The sequence below is a fragment of the Microbacterium sp. Leaf151 genome, from assembly GCF_001424225.1.
GTDB lineage: Bacteria > Actinomycetota > Actinomycetes > Actinomycetales > Microbacteriaceae > Microbacterium.
The window spans coordinates 1-26,701 of sequence record NZ_LMOR01000005.1 but is presented as its reverse complement, the minus strand read 5'-3'; the positions used below and the strand labels follow the sequence as shown (position 1 = coordinate 26,701).

Genomic DNA, 26,701 nt, shown 5'->3' with positions numbered 1-26,701 from the left:
TGATGCAGACTTCGGACGCGGGACATTCAGACGGCAGAACCTTCACGACGAAGCACATCTTCGTCACCGGAGGAGTGGTCTCCTCACTCGGTAAGGGCCTGACGGCGGCAAGCCTCGGCAACCTTCTGACCGCGCGTGGTCTGCGCGTCGTGATGCAGAAGCTCGACCCGTATCTCAACGTCGATCCGGGCACGATGAACCCGTTCCAGCACGGCGAGGTCTTCGTGACCGACGACGGCGCCGAGACCGACCTCGACATCGGACACTACGAACGCTTCCTCGACATCGAGTTGAGTCAGGCGGCCAACGTCACCACGGGCCAGATCTATTCGCAGGTCATCGCGCGCGAGCGTCGGGGCGAGTACTTGGGCGACACGGTGCAGGTCATCCCGCACATCACCGACGAGATCAAGCGCCGCATGCGTCTGCAGGCCACCGAGAGTCCTCAGCCCGACGTCATCATCACCGAGATCGGCGGCACGGTCGGCGACATCGAGTCGCAGCCCTTCATCGAGTCGGCGCGCCAGATCCGCCACGAGCTCGGCCGCAAGAACGTCTTCTTCGTGCACGTCTCGCTCGTGCCCTTCATGGGCGCCTCGGGTGAGCAGAAGACGAAGCCGACGCAGCACTCCGTCGCGACGCTGCGCTCGATCGGCATCCAGCCCGACGCGCTCGTGCTGCGCAGCGACCGGCCCGTCACCGAGTCGAACAAGCGAAAGATCGCGCTCATGTGCGATGTCGACGAAGACGCCGTGGTCAACGCGGTCGACGTTCCGAGCATCTACGACATCCCTTCGATGCTGAACGATCAGGGTCTCGACGCCCATATCGTCGACGCGCTCGATCTCGACAAGGCGGCCGATGTCGACTGGTCGCGCTGGCAGCGCGTGCTGCAGGCCGTACACAACCCGAAGCACGAGGTCACCATCGGCCTGGTCGGCAAGTACATCGACCTGCCCGACGCCTACCTCTCGGTGACCGAGGCCATCAAGGCCGGTGGCTTCGGTCAGGAGACCCAGGTGAAGATCACGTGGATCCCCTCCGACCTGTGCGAGACGCCCGAGGGTGCGGCCAAAGCGCTCGGCGCGGTCGACGGCATCATCGTGCCCGGCGGCTTCGGCATCCGCGGCATCGAGGGCAAGCTCGGGGCGCTGCGATTCGCGCGCGAGCAGGGCATCCCCACGCTGGGGATCTGCCTCGGCCTGCAGTGCATGGTCATCGAGTACGCCCGGACGGTTGCGGGTCTCGAGGGCGCCTCGTCGAGCGAGTTCGATCCCGACACCGCCCACGCGGTCGTGGCGACCATGGCAGAGCAGGTCGACATCCTCGAGAGCGGCGACCTCGGCGGCACGATGCGTCTCGGGCTGTACCCGGCCGACCTCGCGGAGGGGTCTCTCGCCGCCGAGGTCTACGGGGCGAACCGCATCTCGGAGCGTCACCGCCACCGCTACGAAGTGAACAACGCCTACCGTCGACAGCTCAGCGACGCAGGTCTGGTCTTCTCGGGGCTCAATCCCGACCTCGATCTCGTGGAGTTCGTCGAGCTGCCCCGCGACGTGCACCCCTATTACATCGCCACGCAGGCTCACCCCGAGCTGCGCTCGCGTCCGACGGAGCCGCACCCGCTCTTCCGCGGTCTCGTCGGCGCCGCTCTCGAGCGACACCGTGCGAGCGAGCTGTTCGACGACGAGGAGGACTGACGTGGAAGAGCTGCGCGACGAGCGCGTCGACCTCGAGGTCGTCGCAAGCGACCTCGTGTACGAGGGTGCGGTGTGGGACGTGCGCAGCGACACCGTGCGCTACGGCGACGGTGAGATGACGCGGCAGTACGTCGACCACCCGGGAGCAGCCGCCGTCGTGGCCGTCGACGACGACGAGCGCGTCGTGCTCATCCAGCAGTACCGCCACCCCATCAAGGAGCGCGACTGGGAGATCCCTGCCGGGCTTCTCGACGTGGACGGCGAGCCGCCGCTGGAGACGGCGAAGCGCGAGCTGACCGAGGAGGTGGACCTCGAGGCCGACCGGTGGCAGCACCTGATCTCGATGCACACCACGCCCGGAGGCAACGACGAGGTCGTGCACGTGTTCCTCGCCCGGGGGTTGAGGGCGGTCGAGAGCGACTACGAGCGTGAGCACGAGGAGTCCGATATGAGGGTCGAGCGAGTGCCGCTGGCCGACGTCATCGACGGTGTGCTGGCGGGGCGTCTGCGCAACGGCATCCTCGCGACGGGCGTGCTCGCCACGGCCGAGGTGCTGCGCCGCGAGGCCGCCACCCACTGACGTGGAGCTCGAGCGTGCGGTCGAGACCTACCTCCGGCACGTCGCGCTCGAGCGTGGGCTCTCCGACCACACCGTCGCCGCGTATCGCCGCGACCTGGCGGTGTACGGCGAATGGCTGGGCGCGCGGGGCGTGACCGAGGTGGAGGCCGTCACGCCGGGGCTGATCGCCGAATTCGCAGCCGAGCGGGCGTCGGCGGTCCCGGCGCCGGCATCCTCTTCTCTCGCACGGCTGCAGTCGTCCGTGCGGGGCCTGCATCGCTTCCTCGTGCGCGAGGGCCGTGTCGAGGTCGACCCGAGCGGTCGTCTGCGCCCGCCCAAGGCTCCCCGTCGCCTGCCGAAGGCCCTGACCATCGCCCAGGTCGACGACCTGCTGGATGCCGCGGGACCTGCGCCCGGGTCGGCCGATGCCTCGGCGGCGGAGCCGTCGGCCGTCCGCGATCGGGCTCTGCTCGAACTGCTCTACGCGACCGGTGCCCGGGTGTCGGAGATCGTGCAGCTCGACGTCGACGACACCGCCCACGGTGACCTGCTGCGGGTGCGGGGCAAGGGTGACAAGGAGCGCATCGTGCCCGTTGGGTCGTACGCGCGCGCGGCCGTGGAGGCCTACCTGACCCGGGTGCGACCGGTCCTCGCCGCGAAGGGGCGGGCGACGCCGCGTTTGTTCCTCGGCGTGCGGGGAGCGCCGCTGTCGCGGCAGAGTGCGTGGCTCGTCATCCAGGCTGCGGCGGAGCGCGCGGGTCTCACCTCGCACGTGTCGCCGCACACGCTCCGGCACTCCTTCGCGACCCATCTGCTGCAGGGCGGTGCGGACGTGCGCGTCGTGCAGGAACTGCTCGGGCACGCCTCGGTCGCGACGACGCAGATCTACACGCACGTCACCGTCGAAGCCCTCCGCGACGTGTACGCGACCTCGCACCCGCGGGCACGGTGAGCGGAAAGACCATGGCCTCCTCCCTCTGGGGGAAGCAAGAGATAGCGGACCCCCGGATAATGGTCGTCATGGGGGAGGGCTCGCGTGTGGACCGTGTCCTGCGGGGTACTCCTCATCGCGACGAAGTGAGAGGGCATCGATGAGCGCATCGCCCACGCCGCGACGGTTGCGGGCCTGGGGCGAGGGCGCTTTGCTCCTCGCATCCTTCATTCCGTGGTCCGTGCTGTGCTGTGTGTGGGCGGTCGTGATGTTCGCCTCGCTCTGGGGATACAGCTCGAAAGGCGAGGAGTGGGCCACCGTCGTGATCGGTCTCGCACTCGCTGGAACCGGCGTCGCCTTCAGCGTCCTCGCCGCGCTCGCGCTGGCTCGCCGGACGCGAATGCCGCGCGGAGGCGCCTGGGTGCTCGTTGCGCTCGTCACGCTTGCCTGGACGGTCGGTGTCTTCGCGCTATGGGGGTCCAGCGTGTATCGCCATCTCCCCGACCTGCCTTGGCCGTTCTCCCTGATGGTGCTGACGGGTTTCACCGTCCCCGTCGCCGTTCTCGGCATCCTGGGTCTCATCGCTGTAGCCGCTCTTCGTCGAATGCAGTCTGCAGCGGGAGTCGGGCCGGGCGGTTGAGGGGAGCATGAGCACGCGCACGATCAGTGACGCCGGGGGAGCGTGGTGGCTGTCGCTGCTCTACATCGCAGTGGTGCTGGCGCTCGCGGTGTCCGCAGTCCTCTCGCTCGGAGTGGCCCCTCTGCTATCGGCGAGCGACATATCGTCGGTCGACGTCACGCGGACGCTGGGGGGAGTCGCTGCCGTCGGTGGTGCGCCCGTGTTGACGTGGATCTGTCTGCGTGTCCGCGCGGTTCGGTCGCGCCTGCGTCCAGGAGCGGCCAGCATTGCCGCCAGCGCGACGACGATGCTCGCTGTCGGATGGACCTGCGTCGTGGTGGTGGGGTACCGAGAAAGCGCTGAGGACGTGTGGGGACAACTGCCGGTCTCCCTCGGCATCTGTGCGCCGGCGCTGGTCGTCGCGCTCTGTGCGCTGTCGATATCGCGACCCGTTCAGCGCGACCACGACCGACGGGCATCGGCCGCACGCCGAGGCCGCGAGGCGAGCCTCCTGCCCTGAGAGACTAGGGGGATGACCGCCACGCTCGTCGCCCAGAACCTCGCCGGCGGATACGGACACCGCACGCTGTTCGAGGGCGTCGACCTCACGGTCGCGCCGGGCGATGTGATCGGCGTCGTCGGTGCGAACGGTGCGGGCAAATCGACGCTGTTGCGTCTGCTCGCCGGAGTCGACGAAGCGCAGGGCGGAGCGATCAGCCTCGCGCCGTCGGACGCGTTCGTCGGCTGGCTGCCGCAGGAGCATGAGCGCGTCGACGGCGAGACCGTCGCCGCGTACATCGCTCGGCGCACGGGCGCTGCGGAGGCGACGCGTGAGATGGATGCCACCGCGGTGGCGCTCGGCGACCCCGACGCCGTGGGGGCCGACGACGCCTATGCGACGGCCCTCGAGCGGTGGCTTGCGAGCGGCGCCGCCGACCTCGACGAGCGGATGCCGCAGGTGCTCGCCGATCTCGGGCTCGACGTCGGCCCGGACGCGTTCATGACCGGACTCTCGGGTGGACAGGCCGCTCGCGTGGGCCTGGCGGCGTTGCTGCTGTCGCGCTTCGACATCGCTCTGCTCGACGAGCCGACGAACGACCTCGACCTCGATGGCCTGGAGCGCCTTGAGACGTTCGTGAAGGGCCTGCGGGGTGGGGTCGTGCTCGTCAGCCACGATCGCGAGTTCTTGGCCCGTTCGGTCACCCGCGTGCTCGAGCTCGACCTCGCGCAGAACGCGCACCGTGTCTACGGCGGCGGCTACGACGCCTACCTCGAGGAGCGCGCGACACTGCGCCGGCAGGCGCGCGAGAAGTACGAGGAATTCGCCGAGACCAAGGCCGACCTCGTCTCACGCGCTCGCACGCAGCGGGAGTGGTCGAGTCAGGGTGTGCGCAACGCCATGAAGAAGGCGCCCGACAACGACAAGATCCGTCGCAAGGCGTCCGTGGAGTCGAGCGAGAAGCAGGCGCAGAAGGTCCGACAGATGGAGAGCCGCATCGCCCGCCTGGACGAGGTCGACGAACCGCGCAAGGAATGGCAGCTCGAGTTCACCATCGGTTCGGCTCCGCGGTCGAGCTCGGTGGTGTCGACGTTGTCGGGCGCCGTCTTCCGTCAGGGCGACTTCACGCTGGGACCGGTCTCGCTGCAGGTGAACGCCGGGGAGCGGATCGGCATCACCGGGCCGAACGGTGCCGGTAAGTCCACGCTGCTGCGTGGCATCCTGGGTCGCCAGACGCCCGACGAGGGAACCGCGAGTCTCGGCGCGAGCGTCGAGATCGGCGAGATCGATCAGGCCCGGTCGCTCCTGGTGGGGGAGCGACCACTCGCCGAGACGTTCGAGGGATTCGTGCCCGAGCTCACCGCCGGCGAGGTGCGGACCCTGCTGGCGAAGTTCGGGCTCAAGGCCGACCACGTCACGCGTCCCGTCGACGCGCTGTCGCCCGGTGAGCGCACGCGCGCGGGACTCGCGCTGCTGCAGGCTCGCGGCGTGAATGTGCTCGTGCTCGACGAGCCGACCAACCACCTCGACCTTCCCGCGATCGAGCAGCTCGAGCAGGCGCTGGAGTCGTACACGGGCACGTTGCTGCTCGTGACGCACGACCGGCGCATGCTCGCGGCCGTGCAGACCGATCGGCGCTGGCGCGTCGAGGCCGGGGTCGTCACCGAGCTGTAGTGGTCGCTGCCGCGTTCGGGAGGAGGGTTCCGCTTCGCCCCCATCGCGCCAGCTGCCGTTCGGCGGGCGGTGCGCGCTCGCCGGATGTCGGCCCCGCGTGGTGCGCTCTCGACGCATGCCGGGCGGCGCGATGCGCGCCCGCTGCATGCCGGGCGGAAACTCACCGCATAAACGCGACCTGCGCACATAAACGCGCTGAGAGAGCGTTTCGGCGCGCGGATCGCGTTTATGCGTGGGTGGGGCTGGGCTCAGCGGCCCTGGCGTTTCTTGTACGGCTTCGGCTGTCCCTTGACGATCGGGGCGCGGCCCTTGCCCTTCGACGCCTTGGCCTTGCCACCCCCGGGTGTCTGCTGTTTCGCGGCGGGTGGCGGGGCGTCGGCGATGCGGTGGTGCGCCTCTTCGAGCAGCAGGCGACCCGCGGGCGTGAGCTGCGTCGGCGGAGTGCGCGAGATGAGGGGCTGCCCCACCTCTTCTTCGAGCTTGTCGATCGTCGTGTACAGGGATGCCAGGGGAATGCGGAGCTTCTCGGCCGCGCGGGGGAAGTGCAGCTCCTCGGCGAGGGCCGCGAACCGGACGAGGTGCTCGAGCTTCATGGCATCCATTCTCCCGTGTGCGCAGCGCCGGTGTGGGCGCGGCATTAGCTGATCGGGCGGCGACGGCACACGATCGTGACCACATCACACGCTGGGGAGGTGCGGCGATCTGTGATCTCGCGCGGATCGTGTCATCTCGCGAGGCGGTGAGCCGGCGGCCGACCCAGTACACCGGGTCCGCCGCCGGACGGGGCGGTCACGTCGCGAGGCGGTCGCGCCGGGTCAGGCGGCCGAGGCGAGGAAACGGTCGGCGGTGCGCAGCGACAGCGCCATGATCGTCAGCGCCGGGTTCGCGGCGATGGCGGAGGGGAACACCGAGTTGTCGCAGATCCACAGGTTCGGGATCTCGTGCGAGCGCCCGTCCGCATCCACCACACCGTCCGAGGGATCGGTCGACATGCGGCACGTGCCGATCGTGTGGGCCGTGCGGGCCAGCACCATCGTCTCGCGGGCACCCGATGCCTCCATCACCCGCAGCATGAACGCCGTCGCGTGACGGTCCATCGCCTTCTCGTTCTCGCCTGCGCTGAAAGTCACCCGGGCACGGGGGATGCCGAACTCGTCGGTCTCGTCGACGAGGGTCAGCCGGTTGTCATCGGACGGCAGACACTCGCCGTTGATGCCGATGCCGGCCATGAACCGCGACTGGTCGAGCCGCTGCATCAGATCGGGGCCCCACAGCCCCCCTCCGCGCACGAGCGTCGTCGAGAAGGTCAACGGCATGACGCCGAGGCTCTGCACGAGATACCCGCCGGCGAAGTCGGCGTCGGCCGGACGCATCATGTCCTCGCTGATGAGCGACGACGGGTAGCCGCGATGTCCGCGCACCGGCTCGTCGAATCGGCCCCACACCTGCGTCGCACCGTGCGCGAGGAAGTTGCGCCCCACCTGGCCGTTGTCGTTCGCGAGGCCCGTGTGCAGCAGGAGGCGCGGCGTCTCGACCCCGCCGCCGGCGAGCACGAGCGACCGGCAGCGCTGTCGCACATCCACACCGCCCTGGCGGTACACGACCGCGGCGACGTGCCCGCGGGCATCGAGCTCGATCGTGTGCACCATCGCCTCGGCGCGGATCTCGGCGCCGGCGGCGACCGCCGCGGGAAGGTACGTGTTCGCCGTGGAGGCCTTGGCATCCACCCGGCACCCCTGGTGGCACTCGCCGCAATTCACGCACGCGCTGCGCTCGCCGTGGTGATCCTGCAGTCGGGCGCGCGTGAGGACGGCGGCGGGGGCATCGGCCCAGCGGATACCGAGGGCGTCGCAGCCCTTCGCGACCAGGTTCGCCGGCGCGTTGCGCTTCGCCGGGGCGTACGCGTACGTGCGGGCCGGATCCCACGGGTAGGGGGTCGGGCCCGAGACGCCGATATCGCCCTCGACACGCTCGACGTACGACAACAACTCATCGGGGTCGACGGGCCAATCGCGCCCCACGCCGGATTCGGTGCGCAGGGCCAGATCACGCCGGTCGGGGCGCGGGGTGAACGCACCCCAGTGCAGCATCGAACCGCCGACGCCGCGGCCGCTGTTGTTCGGCCCGAACGCGGTGGGGTCGTCGCCCCCGCTCAGGCGCTCCGACATCCAGTTGATCTCGACGGCCTCGGTCTCGTCGGCGGTGAGATCGTCGAGTGCGAAGTGGCGACCGGCCTCGATCGCAACGACGCTCAGGCCTTTCCTGGCCAGCTCGGATGTCAGGGGCGCACCTCCCGCGCCCGTCCCGATCACGACGACATCGACCGTCTCGTCCGTGCCGAATGTGCGCATCTGCTCGAGGTTCATGCCGCGTCTCCTGTCGTCACGGTGCCGCCGACACCGGCGGGCTCCCAGTCCTCGCGGCGTCCGAGCCGGAGCTCCACGTACCCGCGCATGGGGCTGCCCCCGGTGGCGAAGCCGTCGTATCCGACGCGCGCCATGCTCGCCGGGTGCGCCAGCCACTGGCGCACGAGGTCGTTGCGGGCGTCTTCGAGCCACAACTTCAGACGAGCCGCGTCGAGGGGGCCATCGGCATCCGTCGTCCCCTCGATCGCGGCGCGGAGAACCTCTTCGCGGGCTGTCGGATCGGTCGGCCAGACTCCGGAAAGAGTGTCGAGCCCGGCGCGGTAGGCCTCGGGATCGGGCGGTAGGTCGGCGTTGCGCCACCCATCGCCCTCGCCGCGCGCGAGCTGTGCGTCGACGCGGGCAGCCAGATCGATGGGAGGACCGTCCTGCGGCACGACGAGGTCGGCGATCTCGCGCAGCAGCGTGAGCTGCGCGACGTCGAGCACGGAGGGCGCGTAGCCGCGGTCGTCGGGAACGGCGCGGAGATTCAGGATGCCGCGCACGCGGGCATCCACGCGGTCACCCGCGATGAGCGTCGCCCAATCGTCGGGGATGACGGGCCCTGGCAGCACCTCGTCGTCGACGAAGTGCGCGATGGCCTCGGCGGCCTCGGAGGTCCGCTCGAACGGGATCAGGTGACCGGTGTCGTCGAGGGTGACGAAACGGGCGCGCGGATAGACGGATGCCAGGAGCCCCGGCTGCGCGGCCGCACCGAGGTCGTCGTCGTCGGTGCCGGCCAGGACGAGGGTGGGGAGATCGAGGGTGCCGACATCGGTCGAGGCGTCGACGCGGCTGCCGGTCTCGAGCCAGGCCCGCCACGCGGCAGGAGCGGTACGCCCCAGATCCTCGCGGGCGAGGTCGTGTGCGGGGGTGTCGAGCGGCTCGGCCGTGTTCTGATCGACGAACGTCTCGGCATCGGCTTCGGAGATCGCTCCATCGGCCACCCACGAGAGCATGCGCTGGCGGCGCTCCTCGTCCATCGGCTCGGGACGCGGCGGCGAGGGGGCCATCAACACCATTCCGGCCAGGCCCACGAGTGGCGCGTCGCCGCGAAGGACACGGGATGCCACCAGGGCCGCGATCTTGCCGCCCATGCTGTGCCCGCCGAGGACCCAGCGACCGCGCGCGTGCCGGGCGAGATGCGTGATCACGTGGTCGACCGAGCCGTCGAGCGAGGAGTCCGAGGCCGTGGCGAGCGAGCCGAAGCCGGGGAGATCGATGCCCTCCACGCGTACGCGGCCGTCGAGACGTTCGGCGAGGCGGTCGAAGGATCGGGCGCTCGCGCCGAGCGCGTGCAGCAGATAAAGGGTCACGGGCGCCCCGCCCGGGGCGGTGGCGTTCTCGGAGGGCATGTCCTCACGCTCGCTCACCGGCCGAGTCGGGGAGGGTCGGTTGCGGATGGAGCCGTTTTGCGCAAGAGCGTCGTCCGTCGGCGGAGAGACGGGCCGTCTTCCGGGTCGAGGGGCCGGTAAAGCCGGGGCGGGGCGGGGGCGGGCCGAACTCTGGAGAACTCGGGCCTCCCGACCCGGAAATCACGCCGAGGGGCGTCGGCCGCGTCGCGTTTCCGAGTCGCGCGCATCTGCAGGCTGAGGTGCGCCCGTCGCTGATGCACCCGAACGCCCCGACCGTGGGGGCGGTCGGGGCGCTCGGGCGGGCGGGGTGGTGGGCTTACGGGGTCACCATGCCGCCGTTGACGTTCAGCGTCTCGCCCGAGACGTAGCTGGACTCCGCCGAGGCGAGGAACACGAACGCCGGGGCGATCTCGGCCGGCTGCCCCGCGCGCTGGTAGGTGCTCTCGTCGTCGAAGTGCTCCATCTGGTCGTCGGACACACCCTGACTCACCTGCAGCGCCGACCAGGTGGGTCCGGGGGCGACGACGTTGACGCGGATGCCGCGCGAGGCGAGCTGCTGGGCGAGCCCCTTCGACAGGTTGTTGATGGCGGCCTTGGTGGCGGCGTAGTCGAGCCGGTCGGGGGCGGGAACGTACGCCTCGAGCGACGCGGTGTTGATGATGGTGCCGCCCTCGGGCAGGTACGCCAGCGCCGCCTTCGTGATCCAGAACGGTGCGAAGACGTTGGTGCGGAAGGTCGACTCGAACTGCTCGTCGCTGAGGTCTTCGACCTTTTCGACCATCACCTGCTTCCCGGCGTTGTTCACGACGATGTCGAGGCCCCCGAGCGCTTCGGCCGCACGATCGACCAGCTCGCGGCACGCCGCCGCCTCGGTGATGTCGAGCGCGATGGAGGCGCCCGTACGTCCGGCATCCCGGATCTGCGCGAGCACGTGATCGGCGTCTCGCTGCTCGTCGGGAAGGTGCACGATCGCCACGTCGGCGCCCTCTCGGGCGAAGGCGATGGCGACCGCTCCGCCGATGCCCGAGTCTCCACCGGTGATGAGGGCCTTGCGTCCGGTCAGGCGGCCGAGGCCGCGGTAGGTCTTCTCGCCGAGGTCGGGGACGGGCGTCATGTCGGCCTGGACCCCGGGCTCGGGCTGGTGCTGCACGGGCGGCTCGACGCGCGCGTAGCGGGTGACGGGGTTGTCGAAAGTGAACTGGTCGCGATCGGAGGTCATGCCCCGACGCTAGGCACCCGGATGCCGCACGGCCTGGGCCTTGACGCGACCGGTCGTCGCGGCGACGGGGCTCGACCGGCCGCTCAGCACGTCGTCGATCACGCCCGACACGCGCTCCGCGGAGGCGCGCCACGAGAAGCGCTCGGCGTTGGCCAGGCCCGCGGCGACGAGGTGTGCGCGCAGGGTCGGATCGTCGACGACGCGCCCCATGGCGTCGGCCAGGTCGGCCTCGTCGTAGGGGTCGACGTACACCGCCGAGGAGGCGAGCACCTCGGGCAGGGATGCCGCGCGCGCGGCGATCACCGGACACCCGCACTGCTGCGCTTCGAGCGGAGGGATGCCGAACCCCTCGTACAGCGAGGGGAAGACGAAGGCGATCGCGCCGCGGTAGAGCGCCGTCAGCTCGTCGTCGTCGACGCGACCGAGGAAGCGAACCCGGGCGTGGGAGCCGTCGTAACGCTGCCGCGAGAAGCTGTTCGTCTGGCTGCCGACCACGCGCAGCTCGACGTCGGCGTGCGTCTCGGCGAAGCGCTCGAAAGCCGCCAGCATGCGGGTGAAGTTCTTGTGCGCGTTGGGCGAGGACACCGCGAGCAGATAGGGGCGACCGGTGGCGCCCTCGCCCGGGTGGAAGCGGGCGTCGGCGCCATTGTGGGCCACCGTGAACCGTGCCGGATCCACACCGAAGTGGTCGGCGATCTCGCCGCGAGAGAACTCGCTCACCGTCAGCAGACCGTCGCTGCGGGCGATCAGGCGCGGCACGACGACGCCGTAAACGGCCCGGAAACGGCGACCGAAGCTCTCAGGGTGCCGGATGTAGGTGATGTCGTGATGCGTGGAGATCTGCGGCCGGTACCACGTCGGCCCCGTGCTCGCGAGGTTGAGCAGGAGCTCGCGACGCCGTCGGGCGAACAGCGGCAGATCGAGCTGCTCCCACGCGTGACCGCGGGTACGGCCGACCTGCACGATGCGGGTCGGGTCGAGTCCGGCCGTGTCGACCTCGCCCGGCGGGACGGCCAGGATCACGTCGTCGCGAAGCACGAGGAGCTCGCGCGCGATCTCGGTGGCGAAGCGCTGGATGCCGGTGGTGCGCTGCGTGAGGAACCGGGCGTTGACGACGGTCATCGTGACGACCGCTCTCGCGGGGCGAGGGCCGCGGCGTACAGGGCGAGCGAGTCGTCGCCGACCCGGTCGTCGGTGAGCGTGCGCCGGGCCCAGTCGAGCGCCGCCGCGGACATGCGCTCGCGGAGTCCGGCGTCGTCGAGGAGAAGGGCGGTCGCGGTGATCAGCGCTTCGTCCGTACTGCGGACGAACCCGGTGATCCCGTCGGCGACGGTGTCGCGATTGCCGACGACGTCGGAGACCACGGCGGGCAGGCCCTGGGCCTGCGCCTGGATGAGCGACAGCGACATCCCCTCCCACAGGGAGGGGAACAGCAGCACGTCGAGCCCGTTGATGTACGCGGCCAGCTCCTGCGGCGAGACCCAGCCGGTCACGCGCACCGGAGCGTCGGCGAACCATCTCGTCTCGTCGTCGGGCGCGCCCGCGCCGATCCAGACGAAATCGGCGCGGTCCTCGAGCGCCCGGGCGGCGGCGGCGAAGCGCCACGGGGCCTTCTGATAGGTGACGCGGCCCACCATGCCCACCACCGGTCGCCGCATGCGGTCGGGGCGTCGCGGACGCCGCGAGACGGTGTCGGAGGCGACACCGGTCTGCAGCAGGTGCGCGCGCGGGGGAGTCAGGGCCGACTGTGCCAGGGCGAACTCCGACGGAGACGTGAGGATCAGCGTGGAGTGGCGGGCGAGGCGTCGCTCGACGAGGCGGAGTACGGCGCGGACGGCGGAGGGCAGGTCGAGACGCAGGAAGGCGAAACCGTGCGGCGAGTAGAAGACCGTGGCGGGGTCTCGGCGCCCGCGCAGCGCCCGCCGGACGATCGCCCCCGCGAAGCTCGAGTGCGCGTGCACCACGTCGACGTCACCGACGTCGCGCATCGTGCGGTGCAGCGCGCGGAGGTCGCCGAGCCGCGCGCCCGTGGACAGTCGCGTCAGCTCGACGTCGGGGTGGAAGCGCGCGCGCAGCGCCTCGTCGGACGGGGTCTCGGGGCGCGGGAGGAACAGCACGCGCACCTCGGCGCCGGCCTCGGCCTGGCGGCGCGAGATGCTGTCGACGACGCTGAGGACGCCGCTCCCCATCGCTTCGGTCACGTGCAGCACGCGCATCATGCGGTCGTCATCTCCATCCAGGTGCGGGCGATGCCCTCGGTCAGGGACAGGTCGTCGTCGGCACCGAACTCGTCGACGAAGCGGCTGACGTCGAGCACGACGTGGTCGACGAAGGTGGCGGGCTTCGGGTCCGTGCGCACCGGGAAGTCGCGGCCCACGACATCTCGGACGGTCGCGAGCACCTCCGCCACCGACGTGCCCTGGCCGCTGCCGAGGTTGTAGACGCGGTGCCGGGGCTCGGAATCCACCATCCGCAGGATGCGCCGGATCAGATCGTCGACGTGGATGTAGTCGCGGATCATCGACCCGTCGCCCAGTTGCACGATCGGCTCCGCACGCAGGATGCGGTTGAGGGTGATCGGGATGACGCCCTGCCGCTTCGACGGGTTCGCGTTCGCTCCGTACGGGTTCGAGATGCGGAGCGAGACGGCGGCGAGTCCGGCGGTCGCCGCGTAGTAGTCGATGTACCGCTCGACCGCGAGCTTGCCGATGCCGTAGGGAGAGACGGGGGCGGCGGGGGCGTCTTCGACGAACGTCGCGCCGGGCTGGGGTCCGTAGATCGCGCCGCCGCTGGAGGCGTAGAACAGGCGATGGATGCCGGCGCGGGCGCACAACGCGAGCAACTCGACGCTCTGCTGGACGTTCGTACGCAGGTCGATGGTGGGGTCCGCATCGACGGTGGCCGGCGTGGTGGTGGACAGGAAGTGGAAGACGTAGTCCTGGCCGGAGACGGCGGCGGCGAGGTCGGCGACGCTGAGGAAGTCTCCGGGAACGACGGTGAGGTCGGTGGACGAGAAGGCGCGCGTGCCGCGGCTGAAGCGATCGAACGCGGTCACCTCGTGATCGGCGGCGACGAGGGCGTCGGTGAGGCGGGAGCCGAGGAAGCCGTTGGCCCCGATGACCAGGCAGCGCGCCATCAGCGACGAGCCGGGGAACGGTCGGTCATGTGCGGGGCCCTCTCAGCCGGGTGACGACGGCCGCCGATGTCACCTCCGCCGGATCGTCGCCGCGATGAGACGAAGGTCGCGGCGGGCGAGGAGCGGGATCAGCGCCGACACGACGATCGCCCAGACCCCGGCGGTGCAGGACAGGCGGGCGAGGGAGTCGAGCGGGGTGAAGAAGGCGGCGTCCGCGAGAGTGGCGGTGGCCCACGCGGCACCGAAGACGGCGACGGGCGCGAGAGCCGCCCGGATGAGCACGCTCGAGCGCACACCGGTGCGCGGCAGGAAGACGACGGCCGCCGCCGCCCACAGGAGGATCTGTCCCGCGGCGATCGCGAAGGCGACGGCCATCGGTCCCTGGAACGACACGGCCACCGCGAGCGCGATCATCGCGACGCGGCCCACCGCCTCGGACGCCAGCAGGATCAGTGAACGCCCGGTCGACACGAAGGCCCAGTACTGGGGGTACCCGAGCGTCTGGAACACCGCAGCGACCGCGAGGACGGGCACGAAGGCCGCGGCATCCGCCCACGCGGGTCCGAGCACGACCTCGATGGCGGGCCGCGCGGTGGCGACGAAGAGGCTGAGATAGGCGAAAGCGGGATAGCAGAGGACCGTCTGGAACCGTGAGAGACGCGCACCCACCTCGGCCGGTCCGGGTGCGTCGGCGAGGTGGGGGATGACGACGCGCGTCAGCGGGGTGATCAACTGGTCGATCGGCAGATTCACCAACTGAGTCGCCCGGTTGAAATAGCCGATCACCTGATCGGTCGCGGTGCGGGCGATCATGAGCGTGCCGACATTCGTCGACGCGTAGTTCAGGGCATGGACCAGGAAGGTGTTCCCCCCGAAGGTCAACAGCCCGCGCATCTCGGCTCCGCGTCGGGGGAGACCCGGATGCCACGGGGTCAACACGAGCGCGAGGACGAGCGTCACGGCCGCGGCGAGCGTGCCCTGCAGGGCGAGCGCGAGGTAACCGCCGCCGAAGAGGGCCACGATCACCGCGACCACCAGTCCTGACAGGTCGCCCGTCAGCTCGGCCACGGCCAACCGCCCCAGGCGCCCCGAGCGGTTCAACTCGACGCGGAACTGCGCGCTGGCCGACCGCAGCAGGAAGGCGGGCGCGAGCAACAGCAGCACCGTCACCAGTCGGTCGTCGTCGAAGACGGCGGCGAAGGGGTGGGCTATCGCCACGACGACAGCGGCCGCGAGCCCGCCGATGCCGGCGTTCATCCAGAAGAGATTCGTGCGTTGGCGTCCGTCGAGGGAGGGCGCGCGCAATGCCGCCATGCTGAGACCGAAATCGCCGAGGACGGCGGCGAGCCCCGCGAGGGAGGCTCCGAGGGCGACGATGCCGAAGTCGGCGGGCCCGACCAGTCGCGCCAGGACGACGATTCCGAGGATCTGCGAGACGTATCGTCCCCACTGCGCCCCGAGGAGGAAGAACGCCCCCTTCCTCCGGGGGGCGACGACGTCGGTCGTGGTCACGGGGTTCTCCTTGCGCTGTACGGTGACGGCCGTGAGCACGCTAACCAGCGAAAGAGCCGCCCCCGGAGGCCCCCGTTCGTCGACCCCCGGGTTAGTCGACTCCGTACGCGCCCGCCGAGCGATGGTGATCTTGGTCTGGGCGTACTCGATCGCGTCGCCCGTCGTCGAGACGGTGTTCAGCGACCGCCAGCACTACGTGGAGGGCAAGACCTCGGCCGTCGCTCTGGCCCTGACGCTCGACAGCCTCGGCGCGATCGTCGTGCCGGTCGTCGCCGTCGCCACCACCTTCTTCGTGGGGCTGTTCTGGAGGGTGACGGCGCCGAGCCTGATCCTGGTGATCGCCCCCGGTCTCGTGCTGGCAGCGAACGAACTGGTCCACGGGCGCCCACCGACGCTCGGCCTGCTCGTCACCGCGGCCGTGGGCGCGCTCTTGGTGAGTGTGCGGGTGAAAACGCCGGACCTCGCGCTGGTCGGCTATCTCGGCGCAATCGTCGCCGCGGCCTCGATCGCCGCGGTCTACCTGGCACCGTCGAAGGTGCTCATCGCAGGCGGCACGAACAGCTTCGACAAGTCGTTGACGGGGGCGCCGTTGCTGGCCGGGATCTTCACCCACTCCAACACCTTCGGGATGTTCCTCTCGCTCGCCCTGCCGTTCGTGTTCCTCGCGCGACGATGGCCCGTGCGGCTGGTGTTGTTCGCCGTCGTGATGTGGGCGCTCATCCTGTCGTCGTCGCGGACTGCCCTCGTGGGGGTCGCGGTCGTCTTGGCGGTGCTCCTCCTGGCCCGGGTGCTGCCGCGGAGCGCGTTCGCTCCCGTCGCCGTCGGGGGCTTCGCCGTGGCGGTCTTCGCCGTGTTCTGGCTGCCGTTCACCGAGACCGATCCCGAGGCGTACACCTATCGGGGAGCCATCTGGATCTTCGATAGGCAGCAGCTCGGCGACCACTGGTTCTTCGGCCTGGGCGCCCACTGGTTCGCCGACAACTACGCCCTGTTGAGATCCGTGCTCTCGAGCGCCGCGAGCCACGCGCACAACCTCGCCCTGACGGCACTGATGCAGGGCGGGGCGGTGGTGCTGGTCGCCTGGGGAGCGCTCCTGGTGATCGCGCTCTTCGCCACACTGCGTCGACCGTCCGCGCGGCAGCGCGGCGTCGGGGTGGCGTTCGTGATGGCGCTGCTGGTGATGGGGGCGACGGAGACCCCGTTCGGTCTGGTGGGGTGGGGTCCCCTGTCGGCATCCGCCCTCATCCCGCTCTTCGTCCTGGCCGGCCAGGGGTGGATCGAGCGGGAGGAGGACGAATTCACCCGCGCCCTGGATGCTGCCTCCGTCCCGCTCACCCGTGCGGCCCTGCGGGCGCGCCGTCGCTGAGCCCCTCTCGGTTCAGCGACGCCGCCGCACCCAGTCGCGGATGCCGCGCCGGAGGCGGATCCATCGCGCTCGCTGCGGGGTCGTGGCGGAGTGGCCCGCGTGGCGGGCGGAGGCCATCGCGACATCGTCGGGCGGCCAGACGAACCGCAGGATCAGCCGTGCGCGCATCGGCCAGGACACCCCGCTCATCGCCATCCAATAGGCGCGGACGTGGTCGGGCTGCTGCCGCCACGCCCAGTCGCGCGGGGTGCCCGCGGCATCCGCTTCGAGGCTGCCGGGGGCGGTCAGGGGCTCGAGCTCGAGACGCAACGCCGGGACGGCGCCGAGTTCACGCGCCCGAGCGACGCTTCCCTCGACACGGGAGAGGAAGGCCCGCGCGGAGGCCGAGGTAGCGAGGGTGCGCGGGCCGGCGCCGATCTCGGGACGCACCGCGTGCAGCGCCGCCAGCACGGCGTGCGTGGCGGGAGCGGGGACGAGCACATCGACGGCGCCGAAGCGCAGGGGGACGGCGTCGCGGAGCACGAGCGCGAAAGCCCGGTCGTCATCGAGCACGAGCCCGGCGAAGCGTCGGTGGATGTCGATCTCGCACCCCCATCGCCGGGGGGTGAGCGTCGCCGTGTGGTGGATCGTCGTGCCGCGCCAGGGGTCGGGCGCGAGGTCCCAGCCCCACGGGACGAGTGCATCGGCGAGCTCGTCGACGCGTGCGGGATCGCACCAGAGGTCGACGTCGCCCGAATGCTCGCGTTCGCGCAGGCCCTGGAGGCGGAGGGCGGGACCCTTGGTGAACACGCACGCGATGCCCTGGTGCGCCGCCACACGCGCGACGAGGGCGTAGACGAGTTCGTGCAGCGGTGACGAAAGCGTCGGGGGGTGCAGCGCGGTGATCTGTGCGGGGTGCGATGCCGCGACCGTGACCAGGCTCAGAGCGCTGAGGTGCGCCAGGATCGCGTTCTCTTCGGGGGTGAACGACGCCGGAGCGACGGGGCCGGCGGCGACGAGCCGCCGCCAGAGGGTCGCGCCCTCGCCGACCAGGCACAGGGCCTCGCCCGGCCGCGTCGGCAGCACCAGCACGTCGGCGTCCTCGGCGAAGTGGTCGGATCCGCGGATATCGAGCGCGCCGTACGCGATCGGGATCCACCCGTGATCAGGGGGGACGGAACTGCGCATGGATGACCTCAGGGAGACGGCGGGTGACCTCTCAGTCTTGCCGTCTCACCGGTGCCACCGGGGCCAGGTCACCGGGACGCCCCCTTCAAATCACCCGCGCAGGGGCGAATCTCACCAGCAAGGGGCGGTCAGCGGATGCCGCCCCGGTAGACCAGACGCGTGGGGACGAGGTGCGTGTGGGAACCCGTCGCCGGCGTGGCGGCACGAGCGAGCAGAGTCTCCGCGGCACGGGCACCGAGATCGGCGACGTCGTAGTCGACGATGCGGATGCGACGGGGCAGCAGACGTGACAGCTCGAAGTCGTCGAAGCCCGCGACGGCGACGTCGGCCCCGCGCGGGAGGATCGCCTCCAGCGCCCCGATCGTGACGCGGTTGTTCGCGCAGAAGACGGCCGTGGGAGCGCCGTCGCCGTCGAGCAGCCGTTGCATCGCGTCGCGGGCCATGACCGGGGTGTGGAGGCCGTCGATCACCAGCGCCGGGTCGGGCGTCCGGCCCGCGGCGGCGAAGGCCTCTTCGACGCCGGCCCACCGCTGGGACATCGTGTAGATGCTGCGGCGATCGAGCAGCACGGCGATGCGGCGGTGTCCGGCGGCGAGCATCTCGGCCACGGCCGCGCGCGCGCCCCCGCGGTTGTCGAGCAGGATCGCGTCGGCCGGGATGCCGCTGCCGGGGCGGTCGAGGAAGACGACGGGGGTGCCCAGTTCGACCTCGCGTGCCAGATAGGCGTGGTCGTCTGCGGTGGGGACGACGATGAGACCCCCCACCTGGCGCTGGCACAGGTCGAGTGCGAGGGAGCGCTCGATGTCGGCATCCTCTTCGCTGGAGGCCATGACGAGGTGCATGCGCTCGCGGGCGGCGATCGTGGAGACGGCGGCGGCGACGGCCATGTAGAAGGTGTTCGACAGGTCGGCGGCGATGAAGCCGATGGTGTCGCGGCTGCCGGAGCGAAGGCTCGCCGCGAGGGCGTTGCGGTGGTAGCCGAGGCGCTGCACGGCGGCGGCGACCCGCTCGGCCAGGCCCGGATCGACGTGGGGTTCGCCGTTGATGACGCGCGAGACGGTCTTCAGGCTCACTCCGGCGTCGGCGGCGACGTCGACCATCGTGGGCCGGCCGGTCTTGCGCATGAGTCTCCTCGGATGCCGTCGGGTGCGGCATCCTCCGAGCATAGGGATCCGGGCCGGCCGACTCCGGGATCCGCGCGCCGGCGGGGGCCGGTGCGCCCGTCGAGTGTCACAGACACGCCGCCGCCGTGCGACGGATGCGGCGAGTCCTGGACACTCGACGGGTTTGTCGGGAGGAGGTCAGAGCTCGGGGGCGACGAACGTCCCGTTCTCGTGCGACGCGATCGCGGCGGCGAAAAGGCGGTGCGTGAGCGCGGCCTCCTCGGGACGGACGCAGCCGAAGCCGTCGCCCAGCTCGCCCACGTACTCGGCGAGGAAGGCCGCCCACATCTGCAGGATGGCATCCGAGAATCCCGATTCGAAGTTCGGGCCCGTCACCGTCGGCCATACCGATTGGCTGCCGGCGTCGATCCTCTGCCAGCTCTGCTCGCGGCCGACCCCGGGCACGTCGATGAAGGCGAAGACCTGCACCTCTTTGGGGTTCTTGGTGCTGAAGCGCACGCCGCCCGACATGCCGATGGCTTCGAACTCCCAGGTGTTCTTCTGCCCGGGCGCGATGCGCTTGGTCTCGGTGGTGAGCGGGAAGGCCGCGCCGTCGTGGCGGGCCCACGAGTGGATGACCGCGTTGTCCCACGTATCGCACGGCTGCAGGGTGCCGTCGGGGCCGGGGCGCTCGGTGACGACGTCCTGCAGGATGCCGACGACCTTCTCGGGCGTCCAACCCAGGCGCAGCGGCACGTGCCACGTGTGCATGCCGAGGTCGTTGAGCACGCCCGCGTCGCCGCAGAACTGCTTCTGCCGCTTCCAGTTCAGCGGCTTGTTCACATCGATGTCGCTGGCGTGGAGGAACGTGCATTTCGCCTCGACGATGCGGCCGAGGGCGCCCGACGTGACGTAGTCGACGGCCCACTGCGCACCGGGGAAGAACGGCATCTCGCTCGAGACGCGGACGAACGACCCGGCCGTCTCGTCGATGGCGGCGACGACCGCGTCGGCGGCGGCGCGGTCGATGCCGAACGGCTTCTCGGCCAGCAGCGCCTTGCCGGCGCGGATGGTGTCGACGTACAGGCGCTCGTGCAGATCATGGCGCACCGCGATGTAGACGACGTCGACGCGCGGGTCGGCGAGGAGCTCGTGGTGGTCGGTCGTGGTCAGCTGCACGGTGTCGATGCGCTCGAAGAATTCGAGGGCGGCCGGGTTGATGTCGCATACGGCGACGAGCTCGGGCTCGGCCGGGTGATCGATGAGCGCCGGCCAGCGGCGCAGGGCGGCAGCGATCTCGCGGCCCATGAGGCCGCCGCCGATGATGCCGATTCCGACCTTCTTGCCGGTCATTCCTGGTCTCCTTCGCGACTGGCGGGGATCGTGGCGCGGGCGTCGGCGGTCGTGGCGGCGAGGCTGCAAGAGGCTGGGACCTGGAGCGGGCTCACGCGGCACCGCCGATGAGGGCGAGGGCGTCGTCGACCGAGGCGTCGTCGTGGACGACCGCCATGAGCGCCGCGGTGATGCCGGCCGGGTCATGGTGCTGGATCACGTTGCGGCCGTAGACGATGCCGCGCGCGCCCTGCTCGAGCACGGCCCGTGTGCGCTCGAGGAGCGTGCGGTCGTCGACACGGCCCCCGCCGCGCACGAGGAGCGGGGTGTCACCCGCCGCCTGAATGACCCGGTGGTACTCGGTGATGTCGTCGGTGGGGTCGGCCTTGATGAGGTCGGCGCCGAGCTCGCGCGCCTGGCGGACGAGGGTGACGATCTTGGCGGTGTCGCCGTCGACGCCGTAGCCGCCGGTGCCGGGCTTGGTCTGCATGACCAGCGGCTCGATCATCAACGGCATCCCGTACCGCTCGGCGTCGGTGCGCAGCGCGAGGATCGATCGGATGCACTGCTCGCGCACCTGCGGCTCGCCGGGCAGGTCGAGCAGGTTCACGCAGACGGCGACCGCGTCCAGACGGACGGCGACCTCGATGGCATCCGGAACGTGGATGCTGTGCAGGGGCGATTCGAGCGGATCCCCGTAGACGTTGGCGATGTCGGTGCGCAGCACCAGTCCGGGCTTCTGCTTGCCGGGGACGGACTGCAACAGGGGCGCCTGGCCGAGGGTGAGCTGAACGGCGTCGGGGCCGGCGTCGACGAGCGTCGCGACGGTCTTCGCCATGTCTTCGATACCGGTGAGGAAGTTGTGCTCGTGGAACGCGCCGTGATCGACCGCGACGTCGAGCGCGCGGCCGGATTTCGCGTTGAAGAGGCGGTGGAGGCGGGGTTTCGACATGGGGTGTGGGTCTCCGAGACGTCGTGTCGGGGCGCTGCTCTGCGCTCGTCGGTCAGTATGCGGGTGACGAGACAACGTTGTCAATCACTGCTAGCGTGAGCCGCGCAACGGCGAGGAAGGCGGGGCTCATGGGCGAGCTGTACGGATCGACGGTCGACGAGGCGCGGCGGCGCACGGGTTCGTTCGCGCAGGTGGCGAGCGTGGAAGCCTCGGTGCGCACCGATGGACCGGATGCCGGAACCCGGCGTCTGCGGGTGATCGCGGGAGAGCTCGAGGTCGAACTGCTGCCCGACCGCGGGCTCGACATCGGACAGGTGCGTCACCGCGGGGTGCCACTGGCCTGGGTGTCGCCGACGGGGTGGCCACGGCCGGGCGCCGGGGGCTTCGGGGCGTCGTTCGGCGGGGGCCTCGTCACGACCTGCGGGCTGCTGTCGTTCGGCCCACCGTCGGTCGACGCCGAGGGGGAGCATCCGCAGCACGGGCGGTACAGCGGGCTCGCGGCATCCGTCACCCGATCGGAGGTCTCGGATGACGCCGTGATCGTGGAGGCGACCGTCGTGGAGGCCACCGTGCTCGGAGCGCACCTCGAACTGCGTCGGCGTGTGCGGCTGCCGTTCGGGGCGGGGCGGATCGAGCTGCGCGACGAGATCGTGAACCGCGGCTCGCGCGCGGTGGAGCCCATGGTGCTCTATCACGTCAACCTCGGCTGGCCGGTGATCGACGCCGGCTCCGTGCTGCGCTCGCCGGCGGAACGGGTGCGTGCCCGCGATGCGGCGACAGAGGCGGGTCTCGCGTCGTGGGCGGAGTTCCCCGAGCCCGTCGCGGAGTACCCCGAGCAGGTCTTCGCGCACGAGCTGCCCGTAGACCGTCGTGTCGCCGCCGAGGTCGTGTCGCGGTCGGGGCTCGGCATCCGGATCTCGTTCCACACCGCCGTGCTGCCGGGGATGTTCCAGTGGCGGGTGGCGCAGGAGGGCGCGGTCGTCCTCGGCGTGGAGCCGGCGACGGCGGCGACGATCCTCGGGCGCGCCGACGCGCGGGCGGCGGGTCTGCTGCGCGAGCTCGGGCCGGGATCGGCGTGGGAGCTCGGCCTCGACATCGATGTCATCCGAGACGGATCCGTGACTTGACAACGTTGTCCCGCAGGCTCATGCTGACTCCAGCAGAGCCCGAACGAGGGTTCCCGATCCGCAAGACAACGATGTCGGAGCAGCGATGACGCACGAGCGAGAGACGGCCGGCGAGGCCACGACGCTTCGGCCGCGCGCTCGGCTCATCGACGTCGCGACGGCGGCAGGCGTGAGCCCCAAGACCGTGTCGCGGGTCATCAACGACGAGACGGGGGTGCTGCCGCCCACCCGGGAACGCGTCCTGCGTGCCGTGCGCGAGCTCGGCTTCGTGCCCGACCGGAGCGCCCGCGAGCTCAAGCGCCGCGACGCCGACACCATCGGCATCCTGATCGACGCCATCAGCGACCCCTTCTTCGCCGCGTTCGTCAGCGTCGTGGAAGAGCTCGCGGTCGCGGAGGGCCTCAGCGTCATCTTCGCCAGCACCGGCTACGACGCCGCCCGCGAGAGCGCACAGCTCGAGCGCCTCACCGGGCACCGACTGGCGGGGCTCATCGTGGCGCCCGTGGCGGTCGCGGCCTCGACCCTGGCGGCCCTGCGCACCCGCTTTCCCGTGGCCTGCATCGACCGGGTGCGCTCCGGCATCGACGCGGTCGTCATCGACGACTTCGGGGCGGCCGTCGAGGCCACCGCCGCGCTGATCGCTCATGGGCACCGACGCGTGGCCTTCATGGGCGAGGACGTGCCCTACCCCACCGTCAGCGACCGGCTGGCCGGTTACCGCTCGGCCCTCGCAGCCGCGGGGCTCCCCTTCGACCCGTCGCTGGTCGTCACCCACGAACGCTTCGGGCGCGGGGAAGCCGCCGAAGCCTCCCGGCTCCTCGAGCGTGACGACGCCCCCACCGCGCTGCTGTGCGCGACGAGCCTCGCCGCGATCGGCACCGTCCGCGCCATTCGCGCGAGGGGACTGAGAATGCCGGCGCTCATCTCGTTCGGCGACTTCACCCTCGCCGAGGTGCTCGATCCCGGCATCACCTTCGTCGACCACGACCCGCGGCTTCTCGCCACGGCCGCGTTCTCGCTGCTGCGAGAGCGCGCCGAACGCCCCGACGAGGGGCCCGCCCGCATCGTCGTGCCGACGCGCCTCGTGCCGCGCGGATCGGGTGAGGTCGCCCCGGCGGGTCGGCCGGTCGCGGTGGCCTTCGCGGAATCGGAGCGGCGCAACGGATTCGGACGCGGTTTCGCGCCCGATGCGATTCTGTCGCGGCGTTCCGAATCTGCGTCGTCGGCGACGCTCCCCGCCGTCCTCGTCGAGCCCGCCGCAGCCCTCGTCGCGACCGCGCTCACCCTCGTCCACCCCGAGCCGGGCGGCGATGCCGCCGTTCCGGCCGCAGCCCCGATCGGAGCCCTGTGACGACGCCCGTCCTGCTGCCGCCCAACCCCGTGCAGCACTTCTACCTCGGCGGCGACCGCATCGCCGCCCTCCGCGGCATCGTGCCCGAGACCGACCGTCAGCCTGAGGAGTGGCTCGGCTCGACCGTGTCGCGCTTCGGCTCCGATGACATCGGCCTCGCCGTCACCGACCAGGGTGCCTTCCTCCGCGACCTCGTCACCGCCGATCGCGCGTCGTGGGTGGGGGCACGGGGCGGGCGGGATGCCGCCGATCTCGGCATCCTGGTCAAGCTCCTCGACGCGCGTCAGCGCCTTCCCGTGCACGTGCACCCCGACCGGGGGTTCGCGAGCGCCCACCTCGACTGTCCCTACGGCAAGACCGAGGCCTGGTACGTGCTCGAGACCGAGGACGACTGCGCCGTGCACGTCGGCTGGAACCAGGACGTCGACCGCGACGAGCTCGACCGCCGCCGCGACGCGCAGGACAGCGAATGGATGCTGTCGCGCATGAACCGCGTGGTCGTGCGTCCGGGTATGGGTGTGCTCGTACCCGCCGGGACGGTGCACGCGATCGACGGCGGCATCTTCGTCGCCGAGGTGCAGGAACCCACGGACTTCTCGATCCTGTTGGAGTGGTCGGTGACAACCTCCACCCGAGAGGAGTCGCACCTCGACCTGGGCTTCGACGCGGTCATGCCCGCCGTGTCGACCGAGAAGATGGATGCCGCAGCCTTGGGCGCTCTCATCAGCACGGCCGGCACGACCCCGGCGGGGGCGGACTTCCGCTCGCTGCTTCCGGCCGTCGCCGACCCGTACTTCCGCCTGTTCGACGCCGCGGGGGAGACCGCGGCGCGCGAGGCGGGCTTCGCGGTGGTGCTCGTGCGCGAGGGGTCCGGCGCGATGGTGTCGGAGGCGGGCTCGACCGATGTCGAGCGCGGACAGGTGTACGCCGTGCCGCACGCCTTCGGCGCGTGGCGCCTGACCGGCGAGGCCGAGGTGCTCGTGGCATCCCCCGGCGTCGGCTGGCCCGGCACCCTCCGCGGTGGGGGAGTTCGATGAGCGACTATGTCGTCGGCATCGACATGGGAAGCACCAGCACCAAGCTGCTGGTCGCCACCCCCGACGGGCACCAGGTGCTCGTCGTCAGTCGACCCTCCCCGTGGACGAACCTCGACCACGGTCGGGCCGAGATGCCCGCCGAGCGCGCGATCGCCGTGGTGCGCGAGCTCGCCGCCGAGGCGGACGCGCGGCTGGACGACGGGTATCGCGTGATCGCCCTCGCCGTCTCGGGCATGGCGGAGGCGGGTGTGCTCCTGGATGCCGAGGGCACCGCGCTGGCGCCGCTCATGGCGTGGTTCGACCCGCGCGGCGCCGAGCAGATCCTGGCGACGCCCGCGGCGTTCCGCGCCGAGTTCCTCGGCCGCACCGGGCTGCCGGTGGGGCCGCTGGCATCCATCGCGAAGCTGCTGTACCTGCGCGAGAGCGGCATCGCGCTCGCCGGAACGACCTTCCTCAACGTCCCCGAGTTCGTCGTGCACGCCCTCGGCGGGCCGCGGGTGGCCGAGTACTCGCTCGTCTCTCGGACCGGGCTCATCGACCAGGACGACAGCACCCCGTGGGCCGCGGCCCTCGACGTGCTGGGCGTCGACGAGTCGATCCTCGGTGCGCGCGTCAGTGCCGGGGAGGCCGTCGGGGCACTGGACGATCCCGCTCTGCCCGCGGGCTTCCAGGGAGCCGCGCTCACGATCGCCGGACACGACCACCTCGTCTCGGCCGTCGCCGCCGGTGCCACCCGCACGGGCCAGCTGTACGACTCGATGGGTACCGCTGAGGCGCTCGTGCGCGTGCTCGACGACACCCTGCCGTTCGACGCCCGAGAGCGACTCGCCCACGCTGGCATCAACTGCGTGCGCCATGTCATCCCCGGTAAGTACGTGCTGCTGGCGGGCACGAAGTCGGGGCTGCTCATGCGGCGCGTGCTGCAGCTGCTCGGGATCACGGATGCCACGGGCCGGGCGCGCATCGATGATGCGGCCATGGCACTGCCCGTCGACGGCACCCTCGCCGACGGCGGCCTCGAGGTCTCGGGCGCGCGCAACGACGACGGCGTGCTGAAGATCGTCGCGCAGAGCGACGGGCTCAGCCCCGCCGAGCTGTTCGCGGCGAGCCTGCGCCACGGCAACGACATGCTCGCCGAATGCATGGCGGTGATGGACCGCGAGGTCGCTCCTCCTACTTCGACCGTGCTCACCGGGGGGTGGTCGACCATGGCGTCCGTCGTCCGCTCGCGCTCGTCGCTTCTGCCGGAGGTCACCGTGTCGACCCACGACGAGGGCACCGCGTACGGGGCGGCGCTGTTCGCCGCCTTCGCCGCCTCGACCGGATCGTTCGAGGACGTCGCCGAGACGTTCCTGTCTTCCTCTCTCGTCTCCGACGAGAGCGTGCTTCTCACCAACGAAAGGAGCTGACGATGTCGTCAGTCACCACAGCCGTCCCTGTGCTGCAGGCGCGGGGCCTGTCGCGTCAGTTCGGCCATGTCCGGGCGTTGAACAACGTCGATTTCGAGGTCTACCCGGGGGAGGTCACCGCTCTCATCGGCGACAACGGCGCCGGGAAGTCGACCCTCGTGAAAGCCCTGTCGGGCAACCTGGCGGTCGATGAGGGCGAGATCCTCTTCGACGGCAAGCCGATCGAGATGTCCAACCCGCAGGTCGCCTCC

Annotated in this window: 24 protein-coding genes; 12 read left to right on the top strand and 12 right to left on the bottom strand. The window is 71.0% G+C overall.

Annotated features, from left to right (window positions below; genetic code table 11):
* The first annotated feature begins 2 nt into the window (after positions 1–2).
* The 6 genes from ASF76_RS16370 (at position 3) to ASF76_RS16345 (ending at position 5,982) form a co-directional block, all read left to right on the top strand.
* On the top strand, positions 3–1,700 hold the full coding sequence (locus ASF76_RS16370; protein ID WP_055960375.1) for a CTP synthase: 1,698 nt from the start codon (positions 3–5) through the stop codon (positions 1,698–1,700).
* A 1-nt stretch (position 1,701) separates the two neighbouring features.
* The gene (locus ASF76_RS16365; RefSeq protein ID WP_055960372.1) at positions 1,702–2,280 is read left to right on the top strand and encodes an NUDIX domain-containing protein; all 579 of its coding nucleotides are present in this window, start codon (positions 1,702–1,704) and stop codon (positions 2,278–2,280) included.
* Position 2,281: 1 nt separating this feature from the next.
* The gene (gene xerD / locus ASF76_RS16360) at positions 2,282–3,211 is read left to right on the top strand and encodes a site-specific tyrosine recombinase XerD (protein WP_055960369.1); all 930 of its coding nucleotides are present in this window, start codon (positions 2,282–2,284) and stop codon (positions 3,209–3,211) included.
* 139 nt (positions 3,212–3,350) lie between these two features.
* Positions 3,351–3,830 carry a hypothetical protein gene (locus ASF76_RS16355; RefSeq protein ID WP_055960364.1) on the top strand — a complete coding sequence of 160 codons (480 nt, stop codon included), beginning with the start codon at positions 3,351–3,353 and terminating at the stop codon, positions 3,828–3,830.
* Between the two features lie 7 nt (positions 3,831–3,837).
* Positions 3,838–4,329, top strand: coding sequence for a hypothetical protein (locus tag ASF76_RS16350; RefSeq protein WP_055960361.1), 492 nt, complete (start codon positions 3,838–3,840; stop codon positions 4,327–4,329).
* 12 nt (positions 4,330–4,341) lie between these two features.
* Positions 4,342–5,982, top strand: coding sequence for an ABC-F family ATP-binding cassette domain-containing protein (locus tag ASF76_RS16345; RefSeq protein WP_055960358.1), 1,641 nt, complete (start codon positions 4,342–4,344; stop codon positions 5,980–5,982).
* Positions 5,983–6,230: 248 nt separating this feature from the next.
* Here the strand turns inward: ASF76_RS16345 and ASF76_RS16340 are convergent, their stop codons facing one another.
* The 8 genes from ASF76_RS16340 to ASF76_RS16305 form a co-directional block, all read right to left on the bottom strand.
* Positions 6,231–6,575, bottom strand: a complete 345-nt coding sequence (locus tag ASF76_RS16340; RefSeq protein ID WP_055960355.1) for a LysR family transcriptional regulator — start codon at positions 6,573–6,575, stop codon at positions 6,231–6,233.
* A gap of 222 nt (positions 6,576–6,797) precedes the next feature.
* Positions 6,798–8,348, bottom strand: coding sequence for a GMC family oxidoreductase (locus ASF76_RS16335; protein ID WP_055960352.1), 1,551 nt, complete (start codon positions 8,346–8,348; stop codon positions 6,798–6,800).
* Positions 8,345–9,739 (bottom strand): alpha/beta fold hydrolase, encoded by a 1,395-nt coding sequence (locus tag ASF76_RS16330; protein WP_055960350.1) that lies wholly within the window; start codon positions 9,737–9,739, stop codon positions 8,345–8,347. The genes ASF76_RS16335 and ASF76_RS16330 overlap by 4 nt, the downstream gene beginning before the upstream one ends.
* A gap of 316 nt (positions 9,740–10,055) precedes the next feature.
* Complete coding sequence (locus ASF76_RS16325; protein WP_055960347.1) at positions 10,056–10,958, bottom strand: SDR family oxidoreductase; 903 nt, start codon at positions 10,956–10,958, stop codon at positions 10,056–10,058.
* Between the two features lie 9 nt (positions 10,959–10,967).
* Positions 10,968–12,080 (bottom strand): glycosyltransferase family 4 protein, encoded by a 1,113-nt coding sequence (locus tag ASF76_RS16320; RefSeq protein WP_055960344.1) that lies wholly within the window; start codon positions 12,078–12,080, stop codon positions 10,968–10,970.
* Positions 12,077–13,177 carry a glycosyltransferase gene (locus ASF76_RS16315; RefSeq protein ID WP_055960341.1) on the bottom strand — a complete coding sequence of 367 codons (1,101 nt, stop codon included), beginning with the start codon at positions 13,175–13,177 and terminating at the stop codon, positions 12,077–12,079. Before ASF76_RS16315 ends, ASF76_RS16320 begins: the two co-directional genes overlap by 4 nt.
* On the bottom strand, positions 13,174–14,094 hold the full coding sequence (locus ASF76_RS16310; protein ID WP_055960337.1) for an NAD-dependent epimerase/dehydratase family protein: 921 nt from the start codon (positions 14,092–14,094) through the stop codon (positions 13,174–13,176). Before ASF76_RS16310 ends, ASF76_RS16315 begins: the two co-directional genes overlap by 4 nt.
* A gap of 69 nt (positions 14,095–14,163) precedes the next feature.
* Positions 14,164–15,606 (bottom strand): oligosaccharide flippase family protein, encoded by a 1,443-nt coding sequence (locus tag ASF76_RS16305; RefSeq protein ID WP_156459306.1) that lies wholly within the window; start codon positions 15,604–15,606, stop codon positions 14,164–14,166.
* Between the two features lie 31 nt (positions 15,607–15,637).
* Between ASF76_RS16305 and ASF76_RS16300 the strand changes: the two genes are divergently transcribed.
* Positions 15,638–16,972 (top strand): O-antigen ligase family protein, encoded by a 1,335-nt coding sequence (locus tag ASF76_RS16300; protein ID WP_162240832.1) that lies wholly within the window; start codon positions 15,638–15,640, stop codon positions 16,970–16,972.
* Positions 16,973–16,984: 12 nt separating this feature from the next.
* Here ASF76_RS16300 and ASF76_RS16295 read toward each other — a convergent pair whose 3' ends face one another.
* From ASF76_RS16295 to ASF76_RS16280, 4 genes are all read right to left on the bottom strand, one after another.
* Entirely contained in the window at positions 16,985–18,139 is a 1,155-nt protein-coding gene (locus ASF76_RS16295) for a nucleotidyltransferase family protein (protein ID WP_055960328.1), read from the bottom strand.
* A 128-nt stretch (positions 18,140–18,267) separates the two neighbouring features.
* The gene (locus ASF76_RS16290) at positions 18,268–19,263 is read right to left on the bottom strand and encodes a LacI family DNA-binding transcriptional regulator (protein WP_055960324.1); all 996 of its coding nucleotides are present in this window, start codon (positions 19,261–19,263) and stop codon (positions 18,268–18,270) included.
* Positions 19,264–19,440: 177 nt separating this feature from the next.
* Complete coding sequence (locus tag ASF76_RS16285; RefSeq protein WP_055960320.1) at positions 19,441–20,595, bottom strand: Gfo/Idh/MocA family protein; 1,155 nt, start codon at positions 20,593–20,595, stop codon at positions 19,441–19,443.
* A gap of 91 nt (positions 20,596–20,686) precedes the next feature.
* The gene (locus ASF76_RS16280) at positions 20,687–21,526 is read right to left on the bottom strand and encodes a class I fructose-bisphosphate aldolase (protein WP_055960316.1); all 840 of its coding nucleotides are present in this window, start codon (positions 21,524–21,526) and stop codon (positions 20,687–20,689) included.
* Between the two features lie 128 nt (positions 21,527–21,654).
* Between ASF76_RS16280 and ASF76_RS16275 the strand changes: the two genes are divergently transcribed.
* From ASF76_RS16275 to ASF76_RS16255, 5 genes are all read left to right on the top strand, one after another.
* Complete coding sequence (locus ASF76_RS16275; RefSeq protein ID WP_055960313.1) at positions 21,655–22,653, top strand: aldose 1-epimerase family protein; 999 nt, start codon at positions 21,655–21,657, stop codon at positions 22,651–22,653.
* 85 nt (positions 22,654–22,738) lie between these two features.
* Positions 22,739–24,004 carry a LacI family DNA-binding transcriptional regulator gene (locus tag ASF76_RS16270; RefSeq protein ID WP_055960310.1) on the top strand — a complete coding sequence of 422 codons (1,266 nt, stop codon included), beginning with the start codon at positions 22,739–22,741 and terminating at the stop codon, positions 24,002–24,004.
* Complete coding sequence (locus ASF76_RS16265; protein WP_055960305.1) at positions 24,001–25,041, top strand: class I mannose-6-phosphate isomerase; 1,041 nt, start codon at positions 24,001–24,003, stop codon at positions 25,039–25,041. The genes ASF76_RS16270 and ASF76_RS16265 overlap by 4 nt, the downstream gene beginning before the upstream one ends.
* Positions 25,038–26,450: an FGGY-family carbohydrate kinase gene (locus tag ASF76_RS16260; RefSeq protein WP_082485227.1), complete on the top strand. Its 1,413-nt coding sequence runs from the start codon at positions 25,038–25,040 to the stop codon at positions 26,448–26,450. The genes ASF76_RS16265 and ASF76_RS16260 overlap by 4 nt, the downstream gene beginning before the upstream one ends.
* A 2-nt stretch (positions 26,451–26,452) precedes the next feature.
* Positions 26,453–26,701: ATP-binding cassette domain-containing protein (locus tag ASF76_RS16255; RefSeq protein ID WP_156459305.1), on the top strand; the 249-nt coding region annotated here is incomplete at its 3' end.

What these genes read in the sequence shown, in the direction of transcription:
- ASF76_RS16340 (WP_055960355.1), bottom strand. Translation starts at nt 6,575, where the DNA reads ATGAAGCTCGAGCACCTCGTCCGGTTCGCGGCCCTCGCCGAGGAGCTG.
- ASF76_RS16270 (WP_055960310.1), top strand. Translation starts at nt 22,739, where the DNA reads ATGACGCACGAGCGAGAGACGGCCGGCGAGGCCACGACGCTTCGGCCG.
- ASF76_RS16350 (WP_055960361.1), top strand. Translation starts at nt 3,838, where the DNA reads ATGAGCACGCGCACGATCAGTGACGCCGGGGGAGCGTGGTGGCTGTCG.
- ASF76_RS16355 (WP_055960364.1), top strand. Translation starts at nt 3,351, where the DNA reads ATGAGCGCATCGCCCACGCCGCGACGGTTGCGGGCCTGGGGCGAGGGC.
- ASF76_RS16325 (WP_055960347.1), bottom strand. Translation starts at nt 10,958, where the DNA reads ATGACCTCCGATCGCGACCAGTTCACTTTCGACAACCCCGTCACCCGC.
- ASF76_RS16280 (WP_055960316.1), bottom strand. Translation starts at nt 21,526, where the DNA reads ATGTCGAAACCCCGCCTCCACCGCCTCTTCAACGCGAAATCCGGCCGC.
- ASF76_RS16345 (WP_055960358.1), top strand. Translation starts at nt 4,342, where the DNA reads ATGACCGCCACGCTCGTCGCCCAGAACCTCGCCGGCGGATACGGACAC.
- ASF76_RS16310 (WP_055960337.1), bottom strand. Translation starts at nt 14,094, where the DNA reads ATGGCGCGCTGCCTGGTCATCGGGGCCAACGGCTTCCTCGGCTCCCGC.
- ASF76_RS16290 (WP_055960324.1), bottom strand. Translation starts at nt 19,263, where the DNA reads ATGCGCAAGACCGGCCGGCCCACGATGGTCGACGTCGCCGCCGACGCC.
- ASF76_RS16335 (WP_055960352.1), bottom strand. Translation starts at nt 8,348, where the DNA reads ATGAACCTCGAGCAGATGCGCACATTCGGCACGGACGAGACGGTCGAT.
- ASF76_RS16320 (WP_055960344.1), bottom strand. Translation starts at nt 12,080, where the DNA reads ATGACCGTCGTCAACGCCCGGTTCCTCACGCAGCGCACCACCGGCATC.
- ASF76_RS16275 (WP_055960313.1), top strand. Translation starts at nt 21,655, where the DNA reads ATGGGCGAGCTGTACGGATCGACGGTCGACGAGGCGCGGCGGCGCACG.
- ASF76_RS16295 (WP_055960328.1), bottom strand. Translation starts at nt 18,139, where the DNA reads ATGCGCAGTTCCGTCCCCCCTGATCACGGGTGGATCCCGATCGCGTAC.
- ASF76_RS16260 (WP_082485227.1), top strand. Translation starts at nt 25,038, where the DNA reads ATGAGCGACTATGTCGTCGGCATCGACATGGGAAGCACCAGCACCAAG.
- ASF76_RS16330 (WP_055960350.1), bottom strand. Translation starts at nt 9,739, where the DNA reads ATGCCCTCCGAGAACGCCACCGCCCCGGGCGGGGCGCCCGTGACCCTT.
- ASF76_RS16285 (WP_055960320.1), bottom strand. Translation starts at nt 20,595, where the DNA reads ATGACCGGCAAGAAGGTCGGAATCGGCATCATCGGCGGCGGCCTCATG.
- ASF76_RS16315 (WP_055960341.1), bottom strand. Translation starts at nt 13,177, where the DNA reads ATGATGCGCGTGCTGCACGTGACCGAAGCGATGGGGAGCGGCGTCCTC.
- ASF76_RS16370 (WP_055960375.1), top strand. Translation starts at nt 3, where the DNA reads ATGCAGACTTCGGACGCGGGACATTCAGACGGCAGAACCTTCACGACG.